The organism is Paenibacillus aestuarii, assembly GCF_027789125.1.
Lineage (GTDB): Bacteria > Bacillota > Bacilli > Paenibacillales > NBRC-103111 > Paenibacillus_E > Paenibacillus_E aestuarii.
This window is the reverse complement of record NZ_JAQFVF010000023.1, coordinates 387,871-413,766: the sequence shown is the minus strand read 5'-3', so window position 1 is coordinate 413,766 and position 25,896 is coordinate 387,871. Positions and strand designations below refer to the sequence as shown.

Annotated in this window: 26 protein-coding genes; 19 read left to right on the top strand and 7 right to left on the bottom strand. The window is 51.2% G+C overall.

Features of this window, described 5'->3' with window-relative positions:
* The first annotated feature begins 9 nt into the window (after positions 1 to 9).
* A complete protein-coding gene (locus O9139_RS10565) occupies positions 10 to 984 on the top strand; it encodes an N-acetylglucosamine kinase (protein WP_270879425.1) in 975 nt (324 codons plus the stop codon).
* Between the two features lie 20 nt (positions 985 to 1,004).
* Complete coding sequence (locus tag O9139_RS10560; protein ID WP_270879424.1) at positions 1,005 to 2,306, top strand: 6-phospho-beta-glucosidase; 1,302 nt, start codon at positions 1,005 to 1,007, stop codon at positions 2,304 to 2,306.
* Here the strand turns inward: O9139_RS10560 and O9139_RS10555 are convergent.
* Complete coding sequence (locus O9139_RS10555; protein ID WP_270879423.1) at positions 2,299 to 2,421, bottom strand: hypothetical protein; 123 nt, start codon at positions 2,419 to 2,421, stop codon at positions 2,299 to 2,301. The two genes, O9139_RS10560 and O9139_RS10555, sit on opposite strands and share 8 nt — an antisense overlap.
* Positions 2,422 to 2,547: 126 nt before the next feature.
* Here O9139_RS10555 and O9139_RS10550 point away from each other — a divergent pair, with 126 nt between their 5' ends.
* The 5 genes from O9139_RS10550 to gndA all read left to right on the top strand — a co-directional run bounded on the left by O9139_RS10550 (position 2,548) and on the right by gndA (position 8,669).
* The gene (locus tag O9139_RS10550; RefSeq protein WP_270879422.1) at positions 2,548 to 3,555 is read left to right on the top strand and encodes a LacI family DNA-binding transcriptional regulator; all 1,008 of its coding nucleotides are present in this window, start codon (positions 2,548 to 2,550) and stop codon (positions 3,553 to 3,555) included.
* A gap of 18 nt (positions 3,556 to 3,573) precedes the next feature.
* Positions 3,574 to 4,863 carry a nickel pincer cofactor-dependent isomerase, group 22 gene (locus tag O9139_RS10545; RefSeq protein ID WP_270879421.1) on the top strand — a complete coding sequence of 430 codons (1,290 nt, stop codon included), beginning with the start codon at positions 3,574 to 3,576 and terminating at the stop codon, positions 4,861 to 4,863.
* Positions 4,841 to 6,409 (top strand): gluconokinase, encoded by a 1,569-nt coding sequence (gene gntK, locus O9139_RS10540; protein WP_270879420.1) that lies wholly within the window; start codon positions 4,841 to 4,843, stop codon positions 6,407 to 6,409. The genes O9139_RS10545 and gntK overlap by 23 nt, the downstream gene beginning before the upstream one ends.
* Before the next feature lie 17 nt (positions 6,410 to 6,426).
* Entirely contained in the window at positions 6,427 to 7,194 is a 768-nt protein-coding gene (locus O9139_RS10535; protein ID WP_270879419.1) for an SDR family oxidoreductase, read from the top strand.
* 65 nt (positions 7,195 to 7,259) lie between these two features.
* A complete protein-coding gene (gene gndA, locus O9139_RS10530) occupies positions 7,260 to 8,669 on the top strand; it encodes an NADP-dependent phosphogluconate dehydrogenase (protein WP_270879418.1) in 1,410 nt (469 codons plus the stop codon).
* Between the two features lie 30 nt (positions 8,670 to 8,699).
* On the opposite strand, the gene O9139_RS10525 is transcribed toward gndA, so the two are convergent.
* Together O9139_RS10525 and O9139_RS10520 are read right to left on the bottom strand one after the other, a co-directional pair.
* Positions 8,700 to 8,999, bottom strand: coding sequence for a hypothetical protein (locus O9139_RS10525; protein WP_270879417.1), 300 nt, complete (start codon positions 8,997 to 8,999; stop codon positions 8,700 to 8,702).
* Positions 9,000 to 9,351: 352 nt separating this feature from the next.
* Entirely contained in the window at positions 9,352 to 9,567 is a 216-nt protein-coding gene (locus tag O9139_RS10520) for a hypothetical protein (RefSeq protein ID WP_270879416.1), read from the bottom strand.
* 282 nt (positions 9,568 to 9,849) lie between these two features.
* On the opposite strand from O9139_RS10520, the gene O9139_RS10515 reads away from it, so the two are divergent.
* A complete protein-coding gene (locus O9139_RS10515) occupies positions 9,850 to 10,377 on the top strand; it encodes a shikimate kinase (protein WP_270879415.1) in 528 nt (175 codons plus the stop codon).
* A 3-nt stretch (positions 10,378 to 10,380) separates the two neighbouring features.
* On the opposite strand, the gene O9139_RS10510 is transcribed toward O9139_RS10515, so the two are convergent.
* The gene (locus O9139_RS10510; protein WP_270879414.1) at positions 10,381 to 10,671 is read right to left on the bottom strand and encodes a rhodanese-like domain-containing protein; all 291 of its coding nucleotides are present in this window, start codon (positions 10,669 to 10,671) and stop codon (positions 10,381 to 10,383) included.
* A 278-nt stretch (positions 10,672 to 10,949) separates the two neighbouring features.
* Between O9139_RS10510 and aroA the strand changes: the two genes are divergently transcribed.
* Genes aroA through O9139_RS10495 form a run of 3 tightly spaced genes read left to right on the top strand, consistent with a single transcriptional unit; the run spans position 10,950 to position 13,568 of the window.
* Positions 10,950 to 12,245: a 3-phosphoshikimate 1-carboxyvinyltransferase gene (aroA, locus tag O9139_RS10505; RefSeq protein WP_270879413.1), complete on the top strand. Its 1,296-nt coding sequence runs from the start codon at positions 10,950 to 10,952 to the stop codon at positions 12,243 to 12,245.
* Between the two features lie 34 nt (positions 12,246 to 12,279).
* The gene (locus O9139_RS10500) at positions 12,280 to 13,101 is read left to right on the top strand and encodes a C39 family peptidase (RefSeq protein ID WP_270879412.1); all 822 of its coding nucleotides are present in this window, start codon (positions 12,280 to 12,282) and stop codon (positions 13,099 to 13,101) included.
* A 41-nt stretch (positions 13,102 to 13,142) separates the two neighbouring features.
* The gene (locus O9139_RS10495) at positions 13,143 to 13,568 is read left to right on the top strand and encodes a CoA-binding protein (protein WP_270879411.1); all 426 of its coding nucleotides are present in this window, start codon (positions 13,143 to 13,145) and stop codon (positions 13,566 to 13,568) included.
* 60 nt (positions 13,569 to 13,628) lie between these two features.
* Here the strand turns inward: O9139_RS10495 and O9139_RS10490 are convergent, their stop codons facing one another.
* Entirely contained in the window at positions 13,629 to 14,195 is a 567-nt protein-coding gene (locus tag O9139_RS10490) for an NAD(P)/FAD-dependent oxidoreductase (RefSeq protein WP_270879410.1), read from the bottom strand.
* A 254-nt stretch (positions 14,196 to 14,449) separates the two neighbouring features.
* Here O9139_RS10490 and O9139_RS10485 point away from each other — a divergent pair, with 254 nt between their 5' ends.
* The 7 genes from O9139_RS10485 to O9139_RS10455 all read left to right on the top strand — a co-directional run bounded on the left by O9139_RS10485 (position 14,450) and on the right by O9139_RS10455 (position 22,005).
* Complete coding sequence (locus O9139_RS10485) at positions 14,450 to 15,079, top strand: hypothetical protein (protein ID WP_270879409.1); 630 nt, start codon at positions 14,450 to 14,452, stop codon at positions 15,077 to 15,079.
* A gap of 146 nt (positions 15,080 to 15,225) precedes the next feature.
* Complete coding sequence (locus O9139_RS10480) at positions 15,226 to 17,115, top strand: glucose PTS transporter subunit IIA (RefSeq protein WP_270879408.1); 1,890 nt, start codon at positions 15,226 to 15,228, stop codon at positions 17,113 to 17,115.
* Positions 17,112 to 18,887, top strand: a complete 1,776-nt coding sequence (ptsP, locus tag O9139_RS10475) for a phosphoenolpyruvate--protein phosphotransferase (RefSeq protein ID WP_270879407.1) — start codon at positions 17,112 to 17,114, stop codon at positions 18,885 to 18,887. Before O9139_RS10480 ends, ptsP begins: the two co-directional genes overlap by 4 nt.
* Before the next feature lie 50 nt (positions 18,888 to 18,937).
* Complete coding sequence (locus O9139_RS10470) at positions 18,938 to 19,468, top strand: type 1 glutamine amidotransferase domain-containing protein (protein WP_270879406.1); 531 nt, start codon at positions 18,938 to 18,940, stop codon at positions 19,466 to 19,468.
* 139 nt (positions 19,469 to 19,607) lie between these two features.
* A complete protein-coding gene (locus O9139_RS10465) occupies positions 19,608 to 20,015 on the top strand; it encodes a hypothetical protein (protein ID WP_270879405.1) in 408 nt (135 codons plus the stop codon).
* A 240-nt stretch (positions 20,016 to 20,255) separates the two neighbouring features.
* A complete protein-coding gene (gene ccpA, locus O9139_RS10460) occupies positions 20,256 to 21,260 on the top strand; it encodes a catabolite control protein A (protein ID WP_270879404.1) in 1,005 nt (334 codons plus the stop codon).
* A gap of 43 nt (positions 21,261 to 21,303) precedes the next feature.
* Positions 21,304 to 22,005 (top strand): 5'-methylthioadenosine/adenosylhomocysteine nucleosidase, encoded by a 702-nt coding sequence (locus O9139_RS10455; RefSeq protein WP_270879403.1) that lies wholly within the window; start codon positions 21,304 to 21,306, stop codon positions 22,003 to 22,005.
* A 56-nt stretch (positions 22,006 to 22,061) separates the two neighbouring features.
* Here the strand turns inward: O9139_RS10455 and O9139_RS10450 are convergent, their stop codons facing one another.
* Positions 22,062 to 23,249 carry an acetoin utilization protein AcuC gene (locus O9139_RS10450; RefSeq protein ID WP_270879402.1) on the bottom strand — a complete coding sequence of 396 codons (1,188 nt, stop codon included), beginning with the start codon at positions 23,247 to 23,249 and terminating at the stop codon, positions 22,062 to 22,064.
* A gap of 33 nt (positions 23,250 to 23,282) precedes the next feature.
* On the bottom strand, positions 23,283 to 23,921 hold the full coding sequence (locus O9139_RS10445; protein WP_270879401.1) for a GNAT family N-acetyltransferase: 639 nt from the start codon (positions 23,919 to 23,921) through the stop codon (positions 23,283 to 23,285).
* A 219-nt stretch (positions 23,922 to 24,140) separates the two neighbouring features.
* On the opposite strand from O9139_RS10445, the gene acsA reads away from it, so the two are divergent.
* Positions 24,141 to 25,865: an acetate--CoA ligase gene (acsA, locus tag O9139_RS10440; RefSeq protein WP_270879400.1), complete on the top strand. Its 1,725-nt coding sequence runs from the start codon at positions 24,141 to 24,143 to the stop codon at positions 25,863 to 25,865.
* The last annotated feature ends 31 nt before the right edge of the window (positions 25,866 to 25,896 follow it).

The following is a 25,896-nucleotide window of genomic DNA, read 5'->3' as shown; positions in this document are numbered from 1 at the left end:
GCTGGGGATATGAACTATTATCTGGGTGTGGATGCAGGCGGCAGTAAAACGTATACGCTCATTACGGATGAGCTAGGGAAGATCATCGGCAAAGGGGAGGCTGGCAACGGTAACCACCAAACCGGCGTAGAGCGGGCGCGAGCGAATATAACGAGCTCGGTGGAAATGGCTTTGCAGCAAGCGGGGCTTACACGCGAGGAGATTGCTTTTGCTTTTTTCGGCTTGGCGGGCGCAGACCGGCCGATTGATTACACGGTGCTTCGGCCGATGATCGCCGAGCTCGGTTTTGTGCGGCATGCCATCGATTGCGATACGATGATTGCCCTGCGCGCAGGAACGACGCAGCCGTTCGGCGTCGTGTTGATTTGCGGTACGGGTACGAACAGTGCAGGCCGCAACCGGCAGGGCGAGTTTTACCAATGCGGCGGCTTTACGTACCAATTCGGGGATTTCGGCGGGGGCGGCACCTTGGCGGTGGAAGCCTTTCGCTCGGTCATCCGGGCTTGGGACGGCAGGGAGCAGCCGACATTGCTGACGGAACTGCTGTTGAAAGAGTTGAACTATCGCAGTGTGCAGGAGATGTTCGACGATTTCATGGATCATAACAAGCGCGTGCCGCTGCATACGGCGAAGCTGCTCTTTCAAGCCGCTGAGCAAGGCGATGAGGTGGCATGCCGGATTCTAAGAATTCAGGGCGAAGAACTCGGGAAAGCCGCGACCGCCGTGATTCGCCGTTTGCACATGGAGCAGGAAACATTTGATGTCGTTCTGGCAGGCAGCATTGTCTCTAGAGGCGATGGCCCTTTTGTTCAACATTATATCGATCAGGCAGTCTTGGAGGCAGCGCCTTTGGCCAAGATCGTGAAGTTGAACGTGGAGCCCGTAGTCGGTGCCGTTTGGTTAGCGATGGAGGCCGCAGGTCAGCAGGTGACGGAAGCAGCTTACGAAAATTTGAGACAGATATCTGATTATCACCAAATCTAAAGGATGAGGATGTGTAAGCGATGAGAGGCGCATTGAAAATTGCAATCATTGGCGGAGGTTCTTCCTACACGCCGGAAATCGTAGAAGGCTTTATTTTGAGATATGCACAGCTGCCTGTAAAAGAGCTTTGGTTTGTTGATGTGGAAGCGGGTAAGCATAAACTGGAAATTGTGGGTAATTTGGCTAAACGAATGATCGAGAAATCTGGCCTGCCGATTGACGTTCATTTGACGCTGGACCGCCGCAAAGCGATTGAAGGTGCTGATTTTGTGTCCACCCAATTGCGCGTTGGACTCCTAGAAGCCCGCAAGTGGGATGAGCACATTCCTAATAAATACGGCGTAATTGGTCAGGAGACGACGGGACCAGGTGGTATGATGAAGGCGCTGCGGACGATTCCTGTGCTGCTGGATATATGCAAAGACATCGAGGAGTTGGCGCCGAATGCGTGGCTGTTGAATTTTACGAATCCTGCGGGCATGGTGACGGAAGCGATACATAAATATGGCAAAGTGAAAAGCATTGGTCTCTGCAACGCCCCGATCGGCATGCAAAAATGGCTGATGAAGAAATACAGCGTTCCCGCCGAGCAAATATATACGGAATTCGTCGGGATCAATCACCTTCATTGGGTCACGCGGGCTGAGATCGGCGGCGAAGATAAACTTCCCGAGCTGCTGGACCGTAGGGAAGAATATAGCGGCAAGAACGTCCCGGCCAGCGAATGGGATGCTGATTTCTTACGCTCGCTGCAGGCGCTGCCGTCGTATTATTTGAAATATTTTTATATGACTGATGTTATGGTGCAGGAGCAATTGGCATCGATGAAGGAAAGCGGCACGCGCGCCGAAGTCGTCAAACGGGTGGAAGACGAGCTGTTTGAATTGTATAAAGATCCGAATCTGCAGGAGAAGCCGAAGCAGCTGGAAAAACGGGGCGGAGCTTACTACTCAGAGGCGGCTGTGAATCTGATGGATTCTTTGTATAACGACAAACGGGATGTTCAGACGTTGAATGTCATGAATGGCAATATTATCGATTTTCTGCCGCAAGATGCGTGCATTGAAGTGAACTGCATTGTGACGGCGCAGGGACCGATCCCGGTCGCTTTGACGAAGGTGCCGGAGCATATCAAAGGGCTTATGCACGCGGTCAAAACCTACGAGCGCTTGACGATCGAGGCGGCGGTGCAGGGCAGCCGGGATTTGGCGCTGCAAGCGTTGGTGCACCACCCACTTGTGCCATCTGTCGGCATCGCAAAGCCGATGCTGGAAGAGATGCTGGAGCAGAATAAGCCGTATTTGCCGAACTTTTTTAAGTGAGGCAAGGAGCCCGGCTGCTCGCGCCGCCTCGCAGGTAACGGCGTGTCCAGCGATGCCCCTTGATCCGGCCAGCAGCGGGATTTCCACGCTGCTCGCGCCACCAAGTAAATAACATCAGCGCGCCTCCACAAAGGCCTGCCCCCGTCAATCTGATATGACGGAGGGCAGGCCTCCATTTTTTATCAAAGTCACTATTGTTAACGTGTGCATAAAGTGATATTCTTGCTTTAGAGGTGAATGTATGAGCGTTACCATAAAAGATATCGCACGATTGGCTGGCGTCTCGCACACCACCGTATCCAGAGCGCTTAATGACAGTCCCTTGATTACGGAGGAGACGAAGGAACGCATTCGCACAATCGCAGCAGAACTCGATTATTCTCCGAATTTCAGCGCGAAGAGTCTTGTGCTGGATCGTTCGTATAACTTAGGTCTATTCTTTACCACACTAAGCCAAGGAACATCAGCCGGCTTCTTCTATGAAGCCATTCGCGGCGTTAACAGTGTGATTCAGGACCGCTATCAACTTATCGTCAAAGGGATTGACGACTATACCAGCTTCCACGGCATCACACGCAAAAGCTTCGACGGCATCATCGTCGTCAGCCAGAGCGAAGAGGACCAGCCGTTCATTGAACACGCGGCAGCGAAAGGCATTCCGCTCGTCGTTTTGAACCGGCCTGTGGAAACGGCCGGCGTCCTGAACGTGCTTTCGGACGAAGAGCAGGGCGCGTTCCATGCAGCCTCCTTTTTGATCGAACAAGGGCATCGCCAGATCGCGCTCATCGAAGGCCGCGCCGGTTTTCAATCGGCACAGGACAGAAAGAACGGTTTCGAGCGGGCGATGAAGCACCATAACGTGGACGTCAAGCCGGGATCTCGTTACCCGGGCCTCTATGACCTGGAGAGCGGCTACTTGGCGATGCGGCAATTTTTGCAGCTGCCCACGAGCATGAGGCCGACTGCCGTATTTTCCTGCAACGACGAAATGGCGCTCGGTGCTATGAAAGCGATCTCCGAAGCCGGCATGCAGGTGCCGCGCGATATTTCGGTCATCGGCTTTGATGATACCGTTTTTGCCGCCTATGTGAATCCGGCGCTCACAACCGTCCGGAGGCCTATTGAACAAATCAGCAAAGTCGGCGCCATGCGCCTTCTTGGCAATATAGAAAACAAACAGCATCAGACAGAGCAAGTACGCATCAAGACAGAACTCATCATACGGGAATCCGTACAGAAGCTGACTTAACCACGGGAGGTTCAAACAATGAGCATTCTAAGAGAGTTACTGAAAGATATTCCAATTCCGCAAATGGTGCGTATTCGCCAGAAGTTCGACCGTACACGCCTCGAGCATCCGGAACAGGAGCTGCAAGCCAAATTGGCCGCCAGCAGCGCAATGGACAGCATTTTGCCCGGCCAGCAAGTCGCTGTTGCCGTAGGCAGCCGGGGGATTGCGAATATCGACGGCCTGACCAAAACGACGCTGGACGCGATCAAAGCCCGCGGCGCGCATCCGTTCATCGTCCCTTGTATGGGCAGCCATGGCGGGGCGACGGCGGAAGGGCAAGCGGAAGTGCTGAGCCACTTCGGCATTACAGAAGCAACGATGGGCGCTCCGATCCGCTCGTCGATGGAGGTCGTGCAGATCGATCAGCTGCCTAACGGCCTGCCCGTGTACGTGGACAAAATCGCTTCGCAAGCTGACGCCATCGTCGTCATTAACCGCGTGAAGCCGCATACAGCGTTTCGCGGACGCATTGAGAGCGGGATCATGAAAATGATCGCGATCGGTCTGGGCAAGCAAAAAGGCGCTGAAGCGTGCCACCAGCTCGGTTTTAAATATATGGCGGAAAATGTGCCAGCCATGGCCAGCATCATGATCGAAAAGCTGCCGATTGTGTTCGGCGTTGCGATCGTGGAGAATGCGTATGATGAAACGTGCCGCATTGAAGTGCTGCCGGCGGCGGAGATCGAAGCGCGCGAAGAAGAGCTGCTGGTCGAAGCGAAGTCCCGACTGCCCAAAATTTTGTTCGATGAGATTGACGTTCTGGTCATTGACTATATCGGTAAAAACATTAGCGGCGACGGCATGGATCCGAACGTGACAGGACGTTACCCGACTCCTTATGCACACGGCGGACCGGAAGTGTCCAAAATGGTCGTGCTCGACTTGACGCCGGAGACAAAGGGGAATGCTAACGGCGTAGGTACGGCGGATTTTACAACACAGCGGTTGGTTGACAAGACGAACCTGGAAGCCACTTACGCGAACGGCTTGACATCGACAGTATGTGCGCCGACCAAGCTCGCGACAACGCTGGAGAACGATTTTTATGCCATCAAAGCTGCGGTGAAAACGTGCAATATTCTGGATTATACGACCTGTAAGCTCGTGCGCATTCAGGATACACTGCACCTGGGCGAAATCGAAATTTCGGTGAACTTGCTGGAGGCTGCGCGTCAGCATGCGGATATTGAGATTTTGACGGAGCCTTTTGACCTGACATTTGACGCAGAAGGGAACATTGTTCATGACAGACCTCAAAGCCACTAAACCTTATGTGTTAGCGGCGGATATCGGCACGACCAGTACCAAAACGCTGCTGATCGATCGCCAAGGGCGCGTTCAGGCTTCGCACTCCATTGAATATCCGCTGTTTACACCGGCTCCCGACCGTGCCGAGCAGGATCCGCTGCAAATTTTTGACGCGGTTGTGCAAGGCATCGGAGCCGTTGTCCGCAAGCTCGGCATCAGCGCTGAAGAGGTGCTCTGCGTCTCGTTCAGCTCGGCGATGCACAGCTTGATCGCAGTTGATCGCGACGGCAACCCGCTTACGCAGTGCATCACGTGGGCTGATAACCGCAGCGCGAGCTATGCGGATAAGCTGAAGCAAAGCGGCTTGGGACAGCAGATTTATTCCCGCACAGGGACGCCGATTCATCCGATGTCGCCGCTGCTTAAGCTGATGTGGTTCCGGGATCAGATGCCGGAGCTCGTCAGCCAAACCTATAAATTCATTGGCATCAAGGAATTTGTGTTTGCCAAGCTGTTTGGCCGCTATATGATCGATCACTCGCTGGCCAGCGCGACAGGCATGTTCAACTTCCTGACCATGGACTGGGATGAGGAGGCGCTTCATCTGACTGGCGTTAAAGCTGATCAGCTCTCTGAGCTGGTGCCGACAACGCATCGCGTCGAAGGCCTCCAAGCCGAGCACGCTGCTGCGATGGGGCTTGCCGCGGACACGCCCTTCATCGTCGGGGCCTCCGACGGTGTGCTCGCCAATCTTGGCGTAGGCGCATTCGATCCTGGCGTGGTGGCAGTCACCATCGGGACTAGCGGCGCTGTGCGCAGCGTTGTGTCCAAGCCGCAGACGGATCCGGACGGAAAGCTGTTCTGCTATGCGCTTACCGAAGATTTCTGGGTCGTCGGCGGACCGATCAACAACGGCGGCATCGTGTTCCGTTGGGTACGCGACCAGATCGCAACGCTCGAGGCAGAGGAAGCGCGCCGCCAAGGCATCGATCCGTACGATTACTTGACGGAGCTGGCCTCGCAGGTTCCGGCTGGCTCGGACGGGCTGCTCTTCCTGCCGCTGCTGTCCGGTGAGCGTGCACCATACTGGAACGCGAATGCCCGCGGCGTCTACTTCGGACTGTCGCTGAGCCATCAGAAGAAGCATATGGTTCGCGCCGCACTCGAAGGCGTCATGTTCTCCATCCATGCTGTTTCCACCTCGCTGGAGCGAATGATGGGTCGCCCTTCTGTGATTCGGGCCTCCGGCGGTTTCGCCAGAAGCGAATTTTGGCGTCAAATGATGGCGAATATGATCGGCACGGAAGTAACCGTACCAGACTCGATCGAGAGCTCGGGGATCGGCGCTGCACTGCTGGGTCTGCTGGCTATGGGCGAGATTGAGGATTTAAGCTATGCGCATAATTGGATTCAGGTAGGCAAGGCTCATGAGGTCGTTGAAAGTGAATATCGCATCTATCAGCAATTGACATCTATTTATACAAGCGTATATCATCAGTTACAAGATCAATTCGATGCTATTACCGCCTTTCAACAGCAGCACCTTCAGAGCCCTCAAACATAAATGAAGGGATGAGAAAGATGAACTTATTTGATCTTTCAGGCAAAACAGCCGTCATTATTGGCGGTAACAGCACATTAGGCGGGTCGATGGCGGTAGCCATGGGCGGCCATGGCGCTAAAGTCGCGGTCGTCGGCCGTAACCAAGAGAAAAGCGAGCAAGTGCGCCAGAGCATTGAAGCGGCAGGCGGCGAAGCGAAATGCTTCCAAGCAGATGCCACCAGCCGTGAGGATTTGGAGCTTCTGTTGAAAGATGTGCTGGCATGGTCGGGCAGCGTAGATATTTTGATGAATTGTCCGGGTAAAAATAGCGCAACGCCTTTCTTTGACATTTCCATGGAAGAATGGGATTCTATAATGGAAGTGAATTTGAAAAGCGTCGTGTTAGCTTGCCAAGTATTTGGGAAATATATGGTCGAGCGTGGCGAAGGCGGAAGCATTATTAACATTTCGTCCGTTTCTTCGGATCCACCTCTTTCCCGCGTATTTACATACTCGGCATCCAAGGCAGCTGTTAACAATATTACGCAAAACTTGGCTCGCGAATTTGCTCCTAGCCGTGTGCGCGTGAACGCGATCATTCCTGGTTTCTTCCCAGCTGAGCAAAACCGGAAAATTTTGTCCCCAGAACGCATTGAATCCATCATGCGCCATACGCCGATGAACCGCTTCGGCGAAGCTGCTGAGCTGCAAGGAGCAGCGGTATTCTTGGCGTCCGAGCAAGCTTCCAGCTTTGTGACGGGTTCCGTGATTCGGGTTGACGGCGGTTTTGGAGCCATGACGATCTAACGTTTCCTGCGTGAGCTAAACACACGAATGATTCTACCTATTTATCGGAAGGGTGTATGAGAGAGATGTCTAAACAACAAATTGGTGTCGTCGGACTTGCGGTTATGGGTAAAAACCTGGCCCTGAACATTGAAAGCAGAGGGTTCAGCGTATCGGTGTTCAACCGTTCTCCAGAAAAAACGAAGGAGCTTCTTGCGGAAGCCCCTGACAAAAATCTGGTTGGTACATACAGCGTAGAGGAATTCGTACAATCTTTGGAAGTTCCACGCAAAATTTTGATCATGGTTAAAGCGGGCGGTCCTACGGACGATACGATCAACCAATTGCTGCCTCACCTTGACAAAGGTGACATTTTGATCGATGGCGGCAACGCGTTCTTCCCGGACACACAGCGCCGCAATAAAGATCTTGAAGCGCATGGCATCCGTTTCGTCGGTACAGGCGTATCCGGCGGTGAAGAAGGCGCTTTGAAAGGCCCATCTATTATGCCAGGCGGACAAGAGGACGCGTACAAATTGGTGGAGCCGATCCTTACAGCGATCTCTGCAAAAGTAAACGGCGATCCTTGCTGCACATACATCGGACCAGACGGTGCTGGCCACTATGTGAAAATGGTGCATAACGGCATCGAGTACGGTGACATGCAGCTGATTTGCGAAGCATATCAATTGCTCAAAGATGTGCTGAACGTAAGCACAGAAGAGCTGCACGAAATCTTCACAGAATGGAATAACGGCGAGCTCGACAGCTACCTGATCGAGATCACAAGAGATATCTTCACTAAATATGACCCTGAAACCGGCAAGCCGATGGTCGATGTTATTCTGGATTCGGCAGGACAAAAGGGAACAGGAAAATGGACCAGCCAAAGCTCTTTGGATCTTGGCGTACCGCTTTCCATCATTACAGAATCCGTGTTCTCCCGTTTCATCTCGGCGATGAAGGAAGAGCGCGTAGCGGCTAGCAAAGTGCTCAAAGGGCCTGCTGCTCCAGCATATACAGGCGATCGCAAAGCATTTATCGAAGCGGTTCGTCAAGCATTGTATGCTAGTAAAATTTGCTCTTATGCACAAGGCTTCGCTCAAATGAGAGCTGCTTCTGAAGAGTACAACTGGAACCTGCAGTACGGCAATATCGCGATGATTTTCCGCGGAGGCTGCATCATTCGCGCTAGATTCCTGCAAAACATCAAAGATGCTTACGACCGCAATCCAGAGCTCAGAAACTTGCTGCTCGATTCTTACTTCCAAGGCGTTGTTGAGAACTATCAAAATGCTTGGAGACAAGTTGTGGCTGAAGCGGTTACCCGCGGTGTGGCCGTACCAGCTTTTGCATCTGCGCTGGCTTACTACGACAGCTACCGTACGGAAAGATTGCCGGCTAACCTGCTGCAAGCGCAACGCGACTACTTCGGTGCGCATACATTCCAGCGTGTGGACAAAGCAGGCACATTCCACTTCAACTGGATGGATTAATAGCAGGCCCATGCTGATGGCAAGGCGTGCTTAACGATCCTCCTGTAAGCCGTATGCCGCTTCTTGAAGCCACATTTTCAGGCGGCTGGCTTCTTGATCGAAGCCGCTCCGCTTGTGAAGCAGCATCATCGCGACTTCGGCAAAATATCGAAAATTTTTCATTAAGCGTGGTTGAGCAAGACCTTGAAGTCCGGGGTCTTCTTCAGCCACTTTTTTCTTAATAAATTCCAGAATCCAGATGACGTCATCTTTGCAAAGCGGATAGTTGGGATGCAAGATTTGGTCCAGCCTGCTTTTCGTATGGTTCGGATAGGCGACAGTGTGGTTCAAAGTCCATCTCTCCTTGTCGACATAGGTTCTATAGTTCCATTTTTAGCTGTTCATGCTGGAATTTATTCACACTACTATATGTTTTTTTGAAGTATAATATGCTGAATTGCGGTCTCCTGTCTATGCTTGGTTTTACACATAGCTGCTTACTGAATTGCTGAATTTATTATACATTTTATTCCATATTTAAAAAATAATTTCTATTATAAAAGCGATCACTGAGTAGAAAAAAACGACACCAAAATTTTAGTGTCGGCTTGTTATTTTATTTATTATTCATCCGCGTAACTATTCGTGTCTGCCACCAAGGGGGATATGTAATTGCGGAAGATTAGTGTCAATTGCAAGCTGTCTAAAAAATAGGTACTCGCGCTTTATTTCCATCAATGGAATAAATAATGGCTTCAGAAGCAAATAAGTCGACTCGATCGATGGACTGAATGAGATTAATCATGGTCAACCTGTTGTAGCGTAAGGCGTTTATCAGTGCGGGAAGCAATCTGTGATCCGTACCGCCATTAAAGTTGACTAAGACTGTTCTTTTGTTAAACAAGATGCTCATGCTCAACGAATATCATCTCCTAAGAAGTTTTTCTATACAGCCTATTCGGTTATTCTTTGAAATTAGCATGAAAGATGTGTGCAAATTGTGTCAGTTTTTTTCAAAGAATAGCTTGTTCGATACGAAATGAGCCTTCTTAAGAATAACAAGATCCGGACAAAAAGTTGCTCGAAGTTTGACGATGAATTATGAAGATTTTTTTAACAGATTGTATTCATGACTTGTTTGCTTGTGGTATGATGTTGGGAAATGTTTTGTATGAAGCACCAAAGGGAAAAGGGGAGCATTGTGATTACGAACAATATCGTGCTTGTCGGTTTCATGGGGACGGGAAAATCTACCGTAGGGCGTTTATTGGCTGAGCGCTTGGGCTGGAATTTCCTGGACTCGGATGCCGAAATTGAGAAAAATGAGCAAACGTCAATTGCGGAAATTTTTCGTTTGCATGGCGAAGCACACTTCCGGCAGTTGGAGAGCCAAGCGCTTGCGGATATTTTGGCCGGGAGCGGACAAGTGCTGGCCACCGGCGGGGGAGCGGTGCTTGCCGAAACCAACCGTACCTGCATGCTTGGCAGCGGATGTGTCGTCGCGCTGCAAGCGACGCCGGAGAAGATCATTGCGCGTGTCAGCAGTGACCAGAGTCGCCCGCTCTTGCAAGGCAATCTGGAGGAACGTGTGCATGCCTTGATGGAAACGCGGAAGTCCGCCTATGACTTCGCGACGATGGCGATTGATACAACGGAGTTGACCGTGGAGCAGATTGTCGAGGAGATTATTGCCAGGACAGGGTTGAATCAAAAAGAAGGACAAGCGTAACGCTTAGTCCTCCCATTCCATCATGCCGCCTGTCATATTTTTGAGACCTTTGTACCCGAGCGATTCCAGGTAACCTAATGCCCGGCCGCTGCGGTTGCCGCTGCGGCAGACGAGGATGATTTCATCCGCTTTCGCGATTTCCTCATGCCGCTCCGGAAGCTGGCCGAGCGGGATATGCTTGGCACCGGGGATCATGCCTGCGGCGACTTCTTCGTCCTCGCGAACGTCGACGATCGTCAGCTTCTCGCCGCGACCCAGTCTTTCTTTAATTTCCGATGGTAAGATTGTATCCACGTGAAAGCCTCCTGGTTGTTTCAATATGCGAGGGAATCGTTCCCAACGTAAGTAATGATAGAAAGTTTTAAACCTGATGTCAAACGATATGCGTGTGAAACACGACGGCTTAACCGGCAAACATTCCCAAGCTGTAAGCCATATGGTACACTGACTGTAAAACTATTGGATTGTATGCTTATATGCCTTATAGCTATATCTGTGACATTTTATTAGCGTTCATAAGTTATTACATATAATTAGAATGATGCATTGCGTACAAAGGAGAGATCGTCCAGATGAAAGCTATTGTCAAACCAACAGCCCGACTGCAGGGTGAAATCAATGCCTTATCTTCCAAAAACTACACGACTCGTTATTTGCTGGTCGGCGCATTGGCGGAAGGGACAAGCACGATCTACTATCCTGCCCATAGTGAAGATAGCGATGCAATGAGACGTTGTGTCCGCGATCTCGGAGCCGTTATTGAGGAAGACGAAGAGAAAATCGTTATTACCGGCTTCGGCAAGCATCCTAAGCCTATCTCCGAACTTAACGTCGGCAATGCCGGCGCAGTTTTGCGCTTCTTAATGTCGATTGCGGCATTTTGCCCGGATTTGACGTTCGTCAATACATATCCCGAGTCGCTCGGTAAGCGTCCGCATGACGATTTAATTGACACTTTGCAGCAAATGGGTGTGGAAGTACAACATTCTAACGGCCGTCTGCCGATAACTATTAAAGGGGGACAACCCCACGGCGGTAAGTTAACCGTTTCCGGCAACGTCAGTTCGCAATTTTTGAGCTCACTGCTCTTTATGACGCCGCTTCTGGAAGAAGACACGGAAATTGAAGTGCTGCATGACCTGAAGTCCAAAATCATCGTTGGACAAACACTGGAAGTTCTTGGACAAGCTGGGATTATCGTGCATGCCAGCGAAGATTTGATGCACTATCGGATTCCAGGCGGACAATCCTATCAAGCGAAGGAATATGTCATTCAGGGAGACTATCCGGGCTCGGCTGCGATTTTGGCAGCAGCGGCAGTTACGGATTCCGATGTTCGCGTGCTCCGCTTGGAGGAGAACAGCAAGCAAGGCGAGCGTGCTTGTGTGGATGTGCTCAGAGCCATGGGCGTCGATTTGACCCATGATAACGGGGTTGTCCATGTGCGCGGTAACCAAAAGTTGAAAGCCGGCGAATTCGACGGCGACCATTTCACCGATGCCGTTCTGGCGATGGTGGCGGCGGCCGTATTTGCTGAAGGGACTTCCCGTTTCTATAATGTCGAGAATTTGCGTTACAAAGAATGCGACCGGATTACAGATTACTTGAATGAGCTGCGTAAAGCCGGAGCCGATGTCGAAGAGCGCCAGAGCGAAATTATCGTGCACGGCAAACCGCAAGGTGTTGAAGGCGGCGTAGAGATCAATGCGCATTATGACCACCGCGTCATTATGGCCTTGACGGTCGTCGGTCTTCGCTCCAAACAAGGGCTGATCATTAAAGACGCCCATCACGTAGCGAAATCTTACCCGCAATATTTTGATCATTTGCGCTCGATTGGTGCTCAAGTTGAACTCGTGAGCGAGTGATCATCACGTCAACGACTAGCAGGTGATAATCAACATGAGGATTATTTGGCAAGGATTGAAGGTGACGTTCGGTTTTTTTCTCGTCGCTGGACTCGTGTTTGCCAGCAGTGTTTTTGCCGTTTTACTATATGGGAAGGCAACCGGGAACTACCCGGTCGTGTTCGCGAACGGTCCGGTTATGCGCGAGGCTGCAAAAGCCGCCGCCGGGACAATAGCCGCGCCTACACCAATATCGCTGCCGGTACAGTCTAGGCAGACTAGCGCGATGTTGGATGCTCCCGCGATCAGACAGTTCCCTGAGCTGCCGGCTGGGTGCGAGATTACGACCTTAACGATGCTATTGCAGTTCAAGGGCATTCAGAAGGGCAAGATGGAACTTGTGGAAGAAATGCCGCGCGATAACACACCGATTAAGCTCAATGCGGACGGTACGCCTGCGTACTGGGGCAATCCGAACATCGGTTTCGTCGGTGATGTGACCCGCAAGGGGAGAGGCTTCGGTATTTATCACGCCGGCCTGTTTCCACTCTTGAAGAGCTATGTGCCGACTGCGATTGATGTGACAGGTGAATCCTTTGAGATGTACGAAGATCAAGTGGCGAGCGGAATTCCTGTCATGGTTTGGACGACAATTGATTATAATATGCCATATAAATGGGTGACGTGGGATACGCCGGTCGGCCCTATCCAAACCTCATTTTCTGAGCATGCCGTCCTGTTAGTCGGTTTTGATGAAGAGAATGTATATGTGAACGATCCGTATAACGGCAAGAAACAGTTCCAGGTGAACAAAGCGCAATTCATCCAAAGCTGGGAAGCGATGGGGAAACAGGGTTTGACCTATTTGAACAAGTAATGGCCCTGAAGTTAGGAATGTGAATAGAGGAGGACATGACAATGGCATTTGAGAATCCATCCCGTGAACACATTAAAGAAATTTTGGCGGGGGCAGGCAATATTGCTGTCGTCGGATTATCCGACAAACCGGACCGCACTTCGCACATGGTCGCTGCTGCGATGCAAAGCCGCGGCTACCGCATCATTCCGGTCAACCCTAATGCAACGGAAATTTTGGGTGAAAAGAGCTACGCGTCCTTGACAGATATTCCGGAGCCTGTCGATATCGTGAATGTGTTCCGACGCGCTGATCAAGTCGTGCCGATTGCGGAAGAAGCCGCGAAGATCAAAGCCAAAGTATTTTGGCTGCAGCTGGATATCGTGAATGACGAAGCAGCGCGCATCGCCAGCGAGGCGGGGCTCGAGGTCATCATGGATCGCTGCATCAAAGTCGAAGACGCGGTCTTGAACCCGCGCAATAACTAAAAGCAAAAACCGCCCTGCGCTTACGGATGTAAGTGCAGGGCGGTTTTTTTATTTCGCTGATTAAGCTTTCAATACATCGTGATCCACGTAGCGCGCGCCATTCAGCTCGCTGATGACATTAATGGCAACGCGGGCGCCGTCGCCGGCTGTAATAATCGTGTGCATGCTAACGCCGCCAATCGTACCGGCAGCCCATACGCCTGCAACATTGGTACGGCCTGCTGCATCGACGTCCGCAATCGTTTTGATGCGGGGCTCAGTGCCTGGTTTCGTTTGAATGCCTGAGGCTTCGAGCAAGTCGGCGAACAGGCCGGTACCCAGAATAACGTGAGTGCCTTCGTAGGAACCATTTTCTGTCACGACGCGAATGCCGGCATCGGTTTTTTCCAGCTGCGTAGCTTTGGCTTGCACGAATTCAGCGCCAAACTTGGCGGCTTGTTTTTTGCCGATTTCCACTAAATCCGGACCGCTAATCGCATCTACGCCGTAATGGTTCTCAATCCAAGCCCGTTTGGTTACGCTTTGGTCGCTGTCGATGACAAGTGTTTTCTTACCTGCTTTTGCGGTGAACAAGGCTGCGCTGGAACCGGTAGGTCCTGCTCCAATAATAACGACATCGTAAGACATAACGTCACTCCTCACTCCGTTTGCAAATTTTGGTACAAGGGCAATTATGCCATATTCGGCTTTACTTAGTCAACTTCTATGTATAGAAAGTATTTATTCGCACCGCCATTCGAAAACTTTCCTGCTAAACTCTTGGCAGCAATACCACTGATCACCAACTCCCCTTGTAAATAATATTAAGTGCAGCGGAAAGAATAAAAAAGGCTCTTTGACAGGGCTACACATCGAAAGAACTCAGAGGAGGATTTAACTACATGTATAACAAAAACTTCAGCAGCTTTGGTTCGACGACGTATGGCAATGCACAGCATTCTACAGGCACTCAGAGCTATAATAATCAGTTTACGGGCAGCCAGAGACAGTATCAGCCGGTAGGCATTGTACAGTCCTATTATGGGCAAAATACTGCGTCTCAAACAACGCAAAATTACCGAACACAACCTGTACAGCAACATATGCAGCAGCAAAACGTTTCCCCTGAGTCCTTTCATATGGCTAATTATCGCGGCTATCAGAATCAAAACCAAAATCAAAATATATCGCCAAGCTTTGGCACTAGCACAACAAGCAGCTATGGGATGAATAACTACAATACTAATCAGACGCAGACGCAAACCGGTGGATATGCTTCCCAGCAGCAGCAATTCAGCCCTTACGGCAGTTCTGCGCAATCCGGCGTCTACAACCAAACGATCGTATCACCGAACGCCTTCCACACGGCGAATTACAAAGGAAATATGAACCAGAACTTTGATTTCGGCACAACAAGCCGGACATCTGGGCAGACACAATCTGGATATATAATCCCTAATACGCCAACGCATCAAACAATGTCTGCAAATGCATTTAATCAAAATACTTCTTATGGATATAACTCCTTTTAATTGCTGAAGGGTATGAAAGGATATCCAAGCAGGTCGGTCGCCGGCCTGCTTATTTTGTTTTGACAAACAGGCTGACAAGCTATACGATTTGTATAGAAAAAGGTGACAAGTTGAACTTGTGCAACTTTTAAGGAGGTAGCCATCGGTTGAACTGGATGGGAAATTTACAACAACTCGGCCGCTCTTTAATGCTGCCTACCATTGCGCTTCCCATTGCGGCCGTGCTGCTTCGTTTAGGCGACCTGCCATGGGGTGCCATTCACGCTTCCAGTTTCGGAAACATGCTGCTGTTAGCCGGAAATACGGTTTTTGATTACATACCGATTATTTTCGCTGTAGGCGTTGCCCTGGGTTTGACGGAGAGCGCTGGGATTGCCGGCTTGTCCGCGATGTTGGGCTACTTTATGTTTACAAGGCTCGTTGAACACCAGCTGGGCTCCGATTTCCAATTGGGCGTATCCGGCGGAATTCTGATTGGATTGCTGTCCGCCATTATTTATCATCGGTTCAAAGAGGTTAAGCTTCCCGAATATATCCAGTTTTTCGGCGGGCCGCGCATTGTGCCGCTCGTGATGGGGCTTGCGACGCTCATCGTATCTTACATCATGATCGCTGTAGGCCCATATCTCGCGTTGGTGATGGGCAAGCTCTCCAGCGCGCTGCTCGGTATGGGCGGCTTCGGTACTTTCTTGTACGGGATCGCCCACCGTTTGCTGGTTCCATCCGGATTGCATCATATCCTCAACAATTTTTTCTGGTTTCAATTGGGCAGCTACCGCGCAGTAGACGGGCACACCGTGTATGGCGATTTGCCGCGCTTTTTTGCCGGTGATCCTACAGCGGGCGTTTACATGGCCGGATTGTACCCGATCATGATGTTTGCGCTGCCGGCGATAGCCTTTGCCATCATTGGCGAAGCGCGCGAAGATTTAAAGCCCAAGATCAAAGCCACCTTTTTAACTGCGGCGTTGGCTTGTTTTTTAACGGGAGTCACGGAGCCGATTGAATTTGCGTTTTTATTCGTTGCGCCGTACCTCTTTGTGATCCATGCGGTGCTATCCGGGTCGGCGATGTGGATTGCGTACTATCTCCATATTCGCCATGGGTTCTCTTATTCCGCGGGAGCGATCGATTATGTGATCAATCTCCATCTGTCCGATCATGGATTGCTGCTGATCCCGATCGGGATCGTTTACGGACTGCTCTATTATTTCTTATTCCGCTGGGCAATCCGTAAGTTTCAAATCCCGACTCCCGGCAGGGAAGAAGGATCGCCGCTGGAAGAGTGGGCCGGCGATATCCCGTACCGCTCCCCTCTTATTCTGCAAGCGCTCGGCGGCAAAGACAATATTAAGAAGATTGAAGCCTGCATCACTAGACTGCGACTGACATTGGGGAATGATCGACTGATGGACATCACGGCATTACGGCATTTGGGAGCAGCAGGCGTCATTCGTCTTGGGGGAGGCAATGTTCAAGTCGTGTTCGGAACATTCTCAGAACTGATTCGCGAAGAAATCATGAAAGTTTTACGCAAAGATATTCATGTCGTACTGTTTAATTCGCCGATGCAGGGGCGGATGATTCCGATTGAAGAAGTGCCAGACCGGATTTTTGCATCCAGACTGGTCGGCAACGGAGTGGCCTTTTTCCCGGAAAAAGGAGAGCTGCTCTCGCCTGTAGCCGGGACGATCATGCATATTTATCCGACCATGCACGCGCTTGGCATTTTGACCGATGAAGGGCTTGAAGTGCTGTTGCATATCGGGATCGATACAGCGAGCATTCCGGGGAAATGTTTCTCCGCAGTTGTAAAAGAAGGAGATCGTGTAGAGCCGGGTCAATTGCTGGTGAAATTCAATCTCAATAAAGTGAAGAAATTTGCTTCATCATTGGCGACACCTATGATTATTACGAATCCGGATCTTGTCAAGTCATGGAGCTTTGCTCCATTCAAAGCCGTGAAAAAAGGCCAAGGTTCCGTCATGTCCGTCGTCTTAAAGCCTACTAAAACGTCAGGAGGGGCAAACGGATGATCAGAGGGATAGGAGCTTCTTCAGGTATTGCGATGGGAAAAGCGTTCGTCATTCCGACATGGGAATGGGATTTTCCTGAAAAAATGATCGAAGTGACCGACCTCGCTTACGAATTCGAGCGGTTGTATGACGGCATTCGATCCTCTAAGGATGAGCTGGAACTCATTAAGCAAGAGATCAAAGAAGTTGTCGGACAGGATCAAGCCTATATATTTGATGCGCATTTGGCCATCTTGGAAGATCCGATTTTTATGAAAGAGATTCAAGGCATCATTGAGCTGCAGTACAAGGCGGCTGAAGTAGCAGTGAAGGAAGTTATTGACAAATTCGTTGAAATGTTCAATCTCATCGATGATGAATATATGAAAGAGCGGGCGCTCGACATTAAGGATGTGGGGAACAGGCTGCTAAAGCACCTGTTGGGCGATACGAGCTCGAATCTGCCTCCGGTGGATCATCCCTATATCCTCGTTGCCAAAGAGCTGACACCGTCGCAATTGGCGCATCTGGACCCAGGTAAAGTGCTGGGGCTGCTGACAATTCTCGGCGGCACGCATTCCCATGTATCGATCATGGCCCGGGCGATGTCGATTCCCTATGTCCTTGGTCTGGAGGGCAAGCTGCTGCGACCGATTCAAAACGGCGATTTCCTGATCATCGACGGTCAAGAAGGCACGCTGTATATCAATCCTGACCCGTTAACCATTGAGCGTTATCAGGCACGCAAGCGCAATTGGCTGGAATTCAAGGAAAGCTTGCAGGAGATTGCCGACGTCGCCCCCGTCACCTTGGATCACAAGCACGTGCATCTGCATGCGAACATGAACTCGGTGATGGAAATCGATCAAGTGCTGCGCAACGGCGCTTCGGGGGTCGGGCTGTTCCGCACGGAGTATTTATACATGGACCGCGACGCACTGCCCAGCGAGGACGAGCAGTTTGAGGTTTACCGCCATGCGGTGAAACAGCTGCAGGGCCGGCCGATCATCATTCGCACGCTAGATATCGGCGGGGATAAGAAGCTGGATTATTTGCCGCTGGCTAAGGAAGATAATCCGTTTCTCGGCTACAGGGCAATCCGCATATCGCTGGACCGTAAGGATCTGTTCATGATCCAGCTCAAAGCGATCCTGCGGGCAAGCAGTTACGGTCCGGTGAAGATCATGTATCCGATGGTGTCCTCACTCGATGAAGTGCGCAGAGCTAATGCGCTGTTGGAAGAAGCGAAGCAAGAGCTGCGCGAGAAGGGCATCGACTTCAATCCGCACATCGAAGTTGGGTTGACGATCGAGGTGCCTGCCGCGGCGCTGATTGCCGATGTGCTGGCCAGTGAAGTCAATTTCATCAGTATCGGCACGAACGATCTGGTGCAGTATGTGTTAGCCGTAGACCGGATGAACGAAGCGATCGCTCATCTCTATGAACCTTATCACCCGGCGGTAATCAGGCTGCTTAAGCATGTGATCGACTCGGCGAAGCGCGTAGGCATTCCTGTTGGTGTTTGTGGCGAAATGGCCGGAGATATCCGCGCGCTGCCGATCTGGCTCGGCCTGGGAATCGAAGAGCTGAGCATCTCCGTGCAGACGCTGCTGCAGGTCAAACACCGGCTGCTTGCGAGTGACGCCTCCAAGTGTAAAGAGCTGGTGGAGCGTGTGTTGGCCTGCCAGACCAGCGATCAAATCAAACAATTGCTTGCTGTGACGGAAGCTGCGGTCGAAGATGGCGATGAGTCTTCGCTGGCTGATGCCGGCTTCTTGGGGAAGAACGTTTAAGCGAGTATAAGGGTTGCGTTTAAAATGGAATAAAATGGAGGGGATCAACGATGGAATTAACAGGACAAAGAGTCCTTGCTTTTGTGGATGAAGAATTTGAAGATCTGGAAATGTGGTATCCGGTTCTTCGCTTAAGAGAGTCGGGAGCGGCTGTCGATATTGTCGGGCCTAAAGCGAAAACCGTCTATCACGGCAAATACGGTGTACCGATCACGACTGATTATGCCTTTGACGAAGTGAAGTCGTCCGATTATATCGGCCTGTACGTGCCTGGAGGCTGGGCGCCGGACAAGCTTCGCCGCTATTCGGATGTGCTGCGGCTAACGCAAGAGTTCCATGCCGCGGCAAAGCCGATCGCACAGATCTGCCATGCCGGCTGGGTGCTCATTTCTGCGAAGATTGTGCAAGGCTATACGATGACCTCGACACCGGGCATTCGGGACGATATCGAGAATGCCGGCGCGACTTGGGTGGATGAAGAAGTGGTCGTCGACCGCAACCTCATCTCCGGTCGCAGACCACCGGATCTTCCGGCGTTCAGCAAACGATTTGTCGAAGAACTAGCCAAGTTTAGTAAATAACTGGTTATCCGTAGTCCGCCTTCCAAGCGTGGCAAAAACTACTACTCTTTTTCAGAAGGAAAATAGGCGAGTTGATAGAATAACTTTAGTACAAAGTTTGATGTGTACTTGTCGTCTTTTTCATGAAGGAGTGTATAGGATGCAGAAGTATTGCAAGTGCGGACGGACAATGAATCTTCGTCTGCGCACAGTTATTTATCAAAATAAGGTCGACATTGAGAACGTGCCGATTTACTCTTGTGAAGCATGCGGCAGGAGCGAAGTCGTTCCTCATGTTAAACCTGAACTGACTGGCTTGATTGGCAAGCTGGGCAGCAAACCCGAGAAGCAGCAATACTTTTTCCATGAGATGTCAGAAATCGCTTATTTGCTGCTGAAAGTAACGGAAAAAGAACATATGAACGATTCCATGGAGAAGATCGTCGAGGAGCGCATCAATGAGCTGCTGGACATTCTGCTGCTTGCGCAATCGCTGGGCGATGAGCCATGGGCAGAGGAAATCCGCAGCCGTCTGTCACAAATTACACAAAATACAATGACAACCTAACAGCAACGAACGAGGGGAGGGGAAGCTTTCCCCGATTCCGGTTGTCAGGTATATGTTGACCAATCTCCAGTGAGGTTGGTTTTTTATTTAACCAAAAGTGTGGATTTGAAAATAAGTATGAAAATCTGTAAAATAGTTTTCAAAGCATTTTCAATATTAATTGCAAGATGTGTGAAAGTGTCGTATCATTACTGTAAATGATAGGATCGCAGAATAATTTGGGATATGGAGAGAGTAGCCGTGACCGTAACCATTTACGATGTAGCAAGAGAAGCTGGTGTCTCAATGGCAACCGTTTCCAGGGTTGTGAACAACAATCCGAACGTGAAGCCGCAAACTCGCAAAAAAGTTTTTGAAGCGATTGAACGTCTCGGTTATCGTCCGAATGCTGTGGCAAGAGGATTAGCGAGTAAGAAAACGACAACCGTTGGGGTTGTCATTCCCGATATTTCCAACTCGATCTTTGCCGAGGTTGCACGCGGAATCGAAGATATCGCGAACATGTACCATTACAACATTATTTTGAGTAATGCGGATAAGAAGAAGGAGAAAGAGATTCGCGTCATCAACACACTACTGGAGAAGCAGGTTGACGGTCTGTTGTTCATGGGCGGTGTTGTGACCGAGGATCACATCCAGGCATTTAAGACGTCCTCCGTACCCGTTGTCCTGTGTGGGACCAAAGATGAGAATAACACGATGGCCTACGTGGATATCGATCATGAAAAAGCGGCATTCGACGCCGTGAACGTCTTGATCGCCGCCGGCCACCGCGATATCGCGATGATTTCCGGTACGCTGCAAGACCCTGCGAACGGTTATGCGCGTTACCAAGGATATAAGAAGGCGTTGGAAGCTGCCGGCATTCCGCTTCGCGACGAATACGTCCGCATCGGCAACTACCGGTATGAGTCCAGCGTGGACGCAGTCAATCACTTCTTGCAGCTGTCACCGCGGCCCACAGCGATTTTCTCGGCAACGGACGAGATGGCCATCGGAGCCATACACACGATTCAAGATAACGGCCTGAGAGTGCCTCAGGATATTGCCGTCATCAGTGTGGATAATATTCGTATGGCTTCCATGGTAAGACCGACGCTGACGACAGTCGCTCAGCCTATGTATGACATCGGTGCCGTATCGATGCGCTTGTTGACCAAGCTGATGAATAAAGAAACGACAGATCACATGCAAGTGATCTTGCCGCACGAGATTATTCAACGCCAATCGGTGGCTCATTCCTAATGAGCCATCTTTTCATTTTAAGATAAGAAAGAGGATTCCGCCCATGACTTGGAATAAAATCGCCTTAATCGGCGCTATGAATGAAGAGATTGAGCTGCTGCTGTCTCATATGCAGGATGTCAAAGAGACGGTCAAGGCCGGCATTACATTTCGTGAAGGGCAATATTTCGGTAAAAACGTCGTTGTCTGCCGCACAGGCGTTGGCAAAGTGAATGCCGCTGTCACAACGCAGATTCTGATCGACCATTTCGCGGTACAGGCTGTCATCTTCACCGGCGTCGCAGGCGCACTGGACCCTGAGCTGAACATCGGCGACATCGTCGTTTCCAGGGAGTGCTTGCAGCACGATATGGATGTGACGGCGCTTGGATTCAAACGCGGCGTCATTCCTTACGAAGCCAAATCGGTTTTCGAAGCGGATGCGCAATTGGTCGAGGCGGCCATGGCTTCCGGAGAGCGCTTATTCAGTGGCAAAATGAAAAAGGGAGTTGTGCTGTCCGGCGATCAATTCGTCGCCAGCCGTGAGCTTGTCGCTCAGCTTCATCAAGAGCTCGGAGGAACTTGTGTGGAGATGGAAGGGGCTTCGGTCGCTCAAGTTTGCTCCATGAACGGAATCCCTTACGTGGTGATTCGCTCTATGTCCGATAAAGCCGATGGCTCGGCGCATGTGAACTTTGCCGAATTTACCGTTCAAGCTTCGGAGAATTCCTATAAAATGGTTGAAGATATGGTGAAGCATCTGTAAAAAAGAAAGCTCAGGAGGCGAGCCGCTGGCGCGGTGCTCCTGAGCTTTTTGGCATTTTATTTAAGATACATCATGGCGATTTCTTTCGTCTGCCGGTTTTTGTCAGTGATGATCTGGCGCCGCGGAATCGGCGTCCAGGCGTGCACCGGGTCCAGCCATGTCTCAGGCAGCGGACCCGGACTCTTGCCACCCCAGGCGTCCAGCCACGCCTGGGGTAGCCGCAGCTGGGGCTGCGCCTCCAGCTGGCCGATGATCGCCTGCTCGCTCATCACGAGCCAGAGCAGGCTCCAGGCACGCGGTACGACACGCCAGATGTCGTACCCGCCGCCCCCGAGCGCAATCCACTTCCCGTCGCACCACTGATGCGCCAGGGTGTGGATCAGCTCGGGCATGGCCTTGTACACGCGCATGGAGCAGCACACATGCGCGAGCGGGTCGAACGCATGGGCATCGCAGCCATGCTGGGAGACAATGACGTCCGGCTGGAAGCGTGCGATCGTCTCGGTGAGCACCTCGCCGAAGCATTCCAGCCAGGATTCATCCTCGGTGTAAGGCTCCACCGGGATATTAATGCTCGTGCCGAACGCTTCGCCTTCACCGCGTTCGTTCACAGCACCTGTGCCGGGAAATAAATATTTCCCGGTTTCGTGAATGGACAGCGTGCATACGCCGGGCTCGGTGTAGAAGCTCCACTGCACGCCGTCTCCGTGATGCACGTCCGTATCAACGTACAGCACCTTGGCGCCGTACTTGTCGCGAATGTGCGCAATCGCCGCCGAGGCGTCGTTGTAGACGCAGAACCCCGCGCCTTTGCTGTGCAGCGCGTGGTGCAGGCCGCCGCCCAGATGGAGCGCGTGCGGCGCGGCGCCGGACATCACCAGGTCCGCGGCGGTGATGGAGCCGCCGACGACCCGGGATGTGATGTCATGCATCCCGGCAAAATACGGCGTGTCGTCGGTATCGAGGCCATAGCGCCCTGCAGCCTGCACCCACGTATCCTCCGGTACTGGCGCGCTAAGCGCTTTCACGGCTTCGATATACGCAAGAGCATGCACGCGCAGCAGCTCGGCCGCTGTCGCCGGCCGGGGCAAGCACAGCGCGCTGTCGGGCAGCGCGCCGCATTTGCGCAGCAGGTCGACGGTCATGAGGAGCCGGTCTTGGTTGAACGGGTGATCTTCGTTAAACTTATACTGAATCTCTTGATCATCATAAATGAAGACGGGATTACTCGTTAATGTTTTCATATCTCCAAACTCCTCCAGAAACCATTGCAGTGCTTAATACATAAAACGCTGCTGAAAGCGTACGCGGTCGAACTGCTCGACAGAGGAGAGCGGCACCTTGCTGCCAATTCTGACCATCAGACAATTCGCCGGATGCGAGCAGATCTCGGGATCATCGGTAGCGAACCATACCATGTCCACGCATTTCATCAGCTTTTCCATCATTTGCCGATACTCCCATACGGTTAACCCGCAGGCTTCCAAATCCCAATGCCAATAGTATTCCGTTGTAAAGCAGATCACGTTTTCCATTTGCTCGTCCGCAAAAGCGAGCTGGATCATTTTTTTTCCCAATCCGATCGAACGGTACTCGTCCGCAACTTCAATAGCGCCAAGCTCGATTAAATCCTGCATGTTGCCTTGTGACCAGCGCTCGATTTCATCAGGGTAATGAAAGGTGACGTAGCCGACGATCATTGCGCCAGCCCGCGCCAAAATAATACGCCCTTCCGGTAATTCAGCAATTTCGACAAGTGCTTCATGCTGCTCTTTCGGTCTACGGAACGCATCCAGTTTGGGATGCATAGTTAATTCTTTTAAACTGTCCGGGGAAACCGGGCCTTCGATGATGATCTCAGGTTGCTCTGGAGCCGTGCATAAGCTTTGCGAGTGATATCGCTTGATATGCTGCATAACTTTTGCTCTCCTTTTGAAAAAAAACATGGGGATATTTCCTTTGTTATGAAGTCATAGTATATTCATATCAAATTTTGTATGGAAATAAAAGCATATTTAGCATAGGCGAAAAATTAGCGTTGTGTTATAATAGAATATGTCAAAAAGCGATCACATTTTGCGCGAAAAGATCACTAAAATGAAAGCGTTTAAATTCGTGAGGAGGGTTTTACGTAGATGGAACCGTTGAAAGTTGAACTCATTGAAGCAGTATCCCCAAACCCAAACATGAAAAGCTACGAGCAAGCTCGTGCAGAATTTGATTGGTCTGAAGTCGAGAACAGTTTTTCCTGGTCCGAAACCGGTAAAGTGAATCTGGCCTATGAAGCTATCGACCGGCATGCGGATTCCTCCAAAAGAGACAAAATTGCTTTATATTACAGTGACGCCGCACGCGATGAAGCGATCACGTTCGGAGAAATGAAAGCGAAATCAAACCAGTTCGGCAACGTACTGCGCAGCTTAGGTGTAACCAAAGGGGAGCGCGTCTTTATTTTCATGCCTCGTTCGCCGGAGCTGTACTATGCGCTGCTTGGCACGATTAAGGTTGGGGCCGTCGTAGGGCCGCTGTTCGAAGCCTTTATGGAAACAGCTGTGCGCGATCGTCTGGAAGACAGCGCAGCGGTAGCGATTGTGACAACGCCAAGCTTGCTGTCGCGGGTGCCGGTAAGCGAGCTTCCACATTTGAAGCATGTGATTCTCGTAGGTCAGGACATCGAGCTGGGCGAGGGTCAAGTTGACTTCTACAAACAAATGGAAGCGGCTTCGCCGGAGCTGGAGATCGAGTGGGTGGACCGCGAAGACGGACTGATCATTCACTATACATCCGGGTCTACTGGCAAGCCTAAAGGCGTATTCCACGTCCACAATGCGATGCTGCAGCATTATTATACAGGCAAGATTGTGTTGGATTTGCAAGAGGATGATATTTATTGGTGTACAGCGGACCCAGGCTGGGTCACAGGTACGTCGTATGGCGTATTCGCACCTTGGCTCAATGGAGCTACCAATGTGATTCGTGGCGGACGTTTCAGCCCGCAGGATTGGTACCAAACGATTCAAAAATACGGCGTAACGGTATGGTACAGCGCTCCGACTGCCTTCCGGATGCTGATGGGCGCGGGTGACGATGTTGTCAAGCAGTTTGATCTGTCTTCGCTTCGCCACGTGCTGAGCGTCGGCGAGCCGCTCAACCCGGAAGTTGTAAGATGGGGGCTTAAAGTCTACAACCAGCGTATACATGATACTTGGTGGATGACGGAAACAGGCGGGCAATTGATTTGTAATTACCCGTCTATGACGATCAAACCAGGTTCCATGGGACGTCCGATTCCAGGTGTGGAAGCGGCGATCATCGATGATGCGGGGAATGTTCTGCCTCCGTATCGAATGGGGAATCTGGCGATTAAGACGCCTTGGCCATCGATGATGCGCAAAATTTGGAACAATCCGGCCAAATACGAGGAGTACTTCCGTCTGAGCGGCTGGTACGTATCCGGTGACTCGGCTTATCAGGACGAGGACGGCTATTTCTGGTTCCAAGGCCGTGTCGATGACGTCATTAACACCGCCGGTGAGCGTGTAGGCCCGTTCGAAGTCGAGAGCAAGCTGGTTGAGCATCCGGCAGTTGCTGAAGCGGGCGTTATCGGTAAGCCGGATCCGATGCGCGGCGAAATCATCAAAGCTTTCATCGCGCTGCGCGAAGGATTCACACCATCCGATGAGCTGAAGGCGGAAATCTCCAAATTCGTCAAAGAAGGGCTCTCCGCACATGCGGCGCCACGTGAGATCGAATTCAGAGATAAGCTGCCCAAGACACGAAGCGGTAAAATTATGCGCCGTGTCCTCAAAGCTTGGGAGCTGAACTTGCCGACAGGTGATTTGTCGACTATTGAAGATTGATAGATGGCAGCAAGCCTTCTTCTTACCGGTT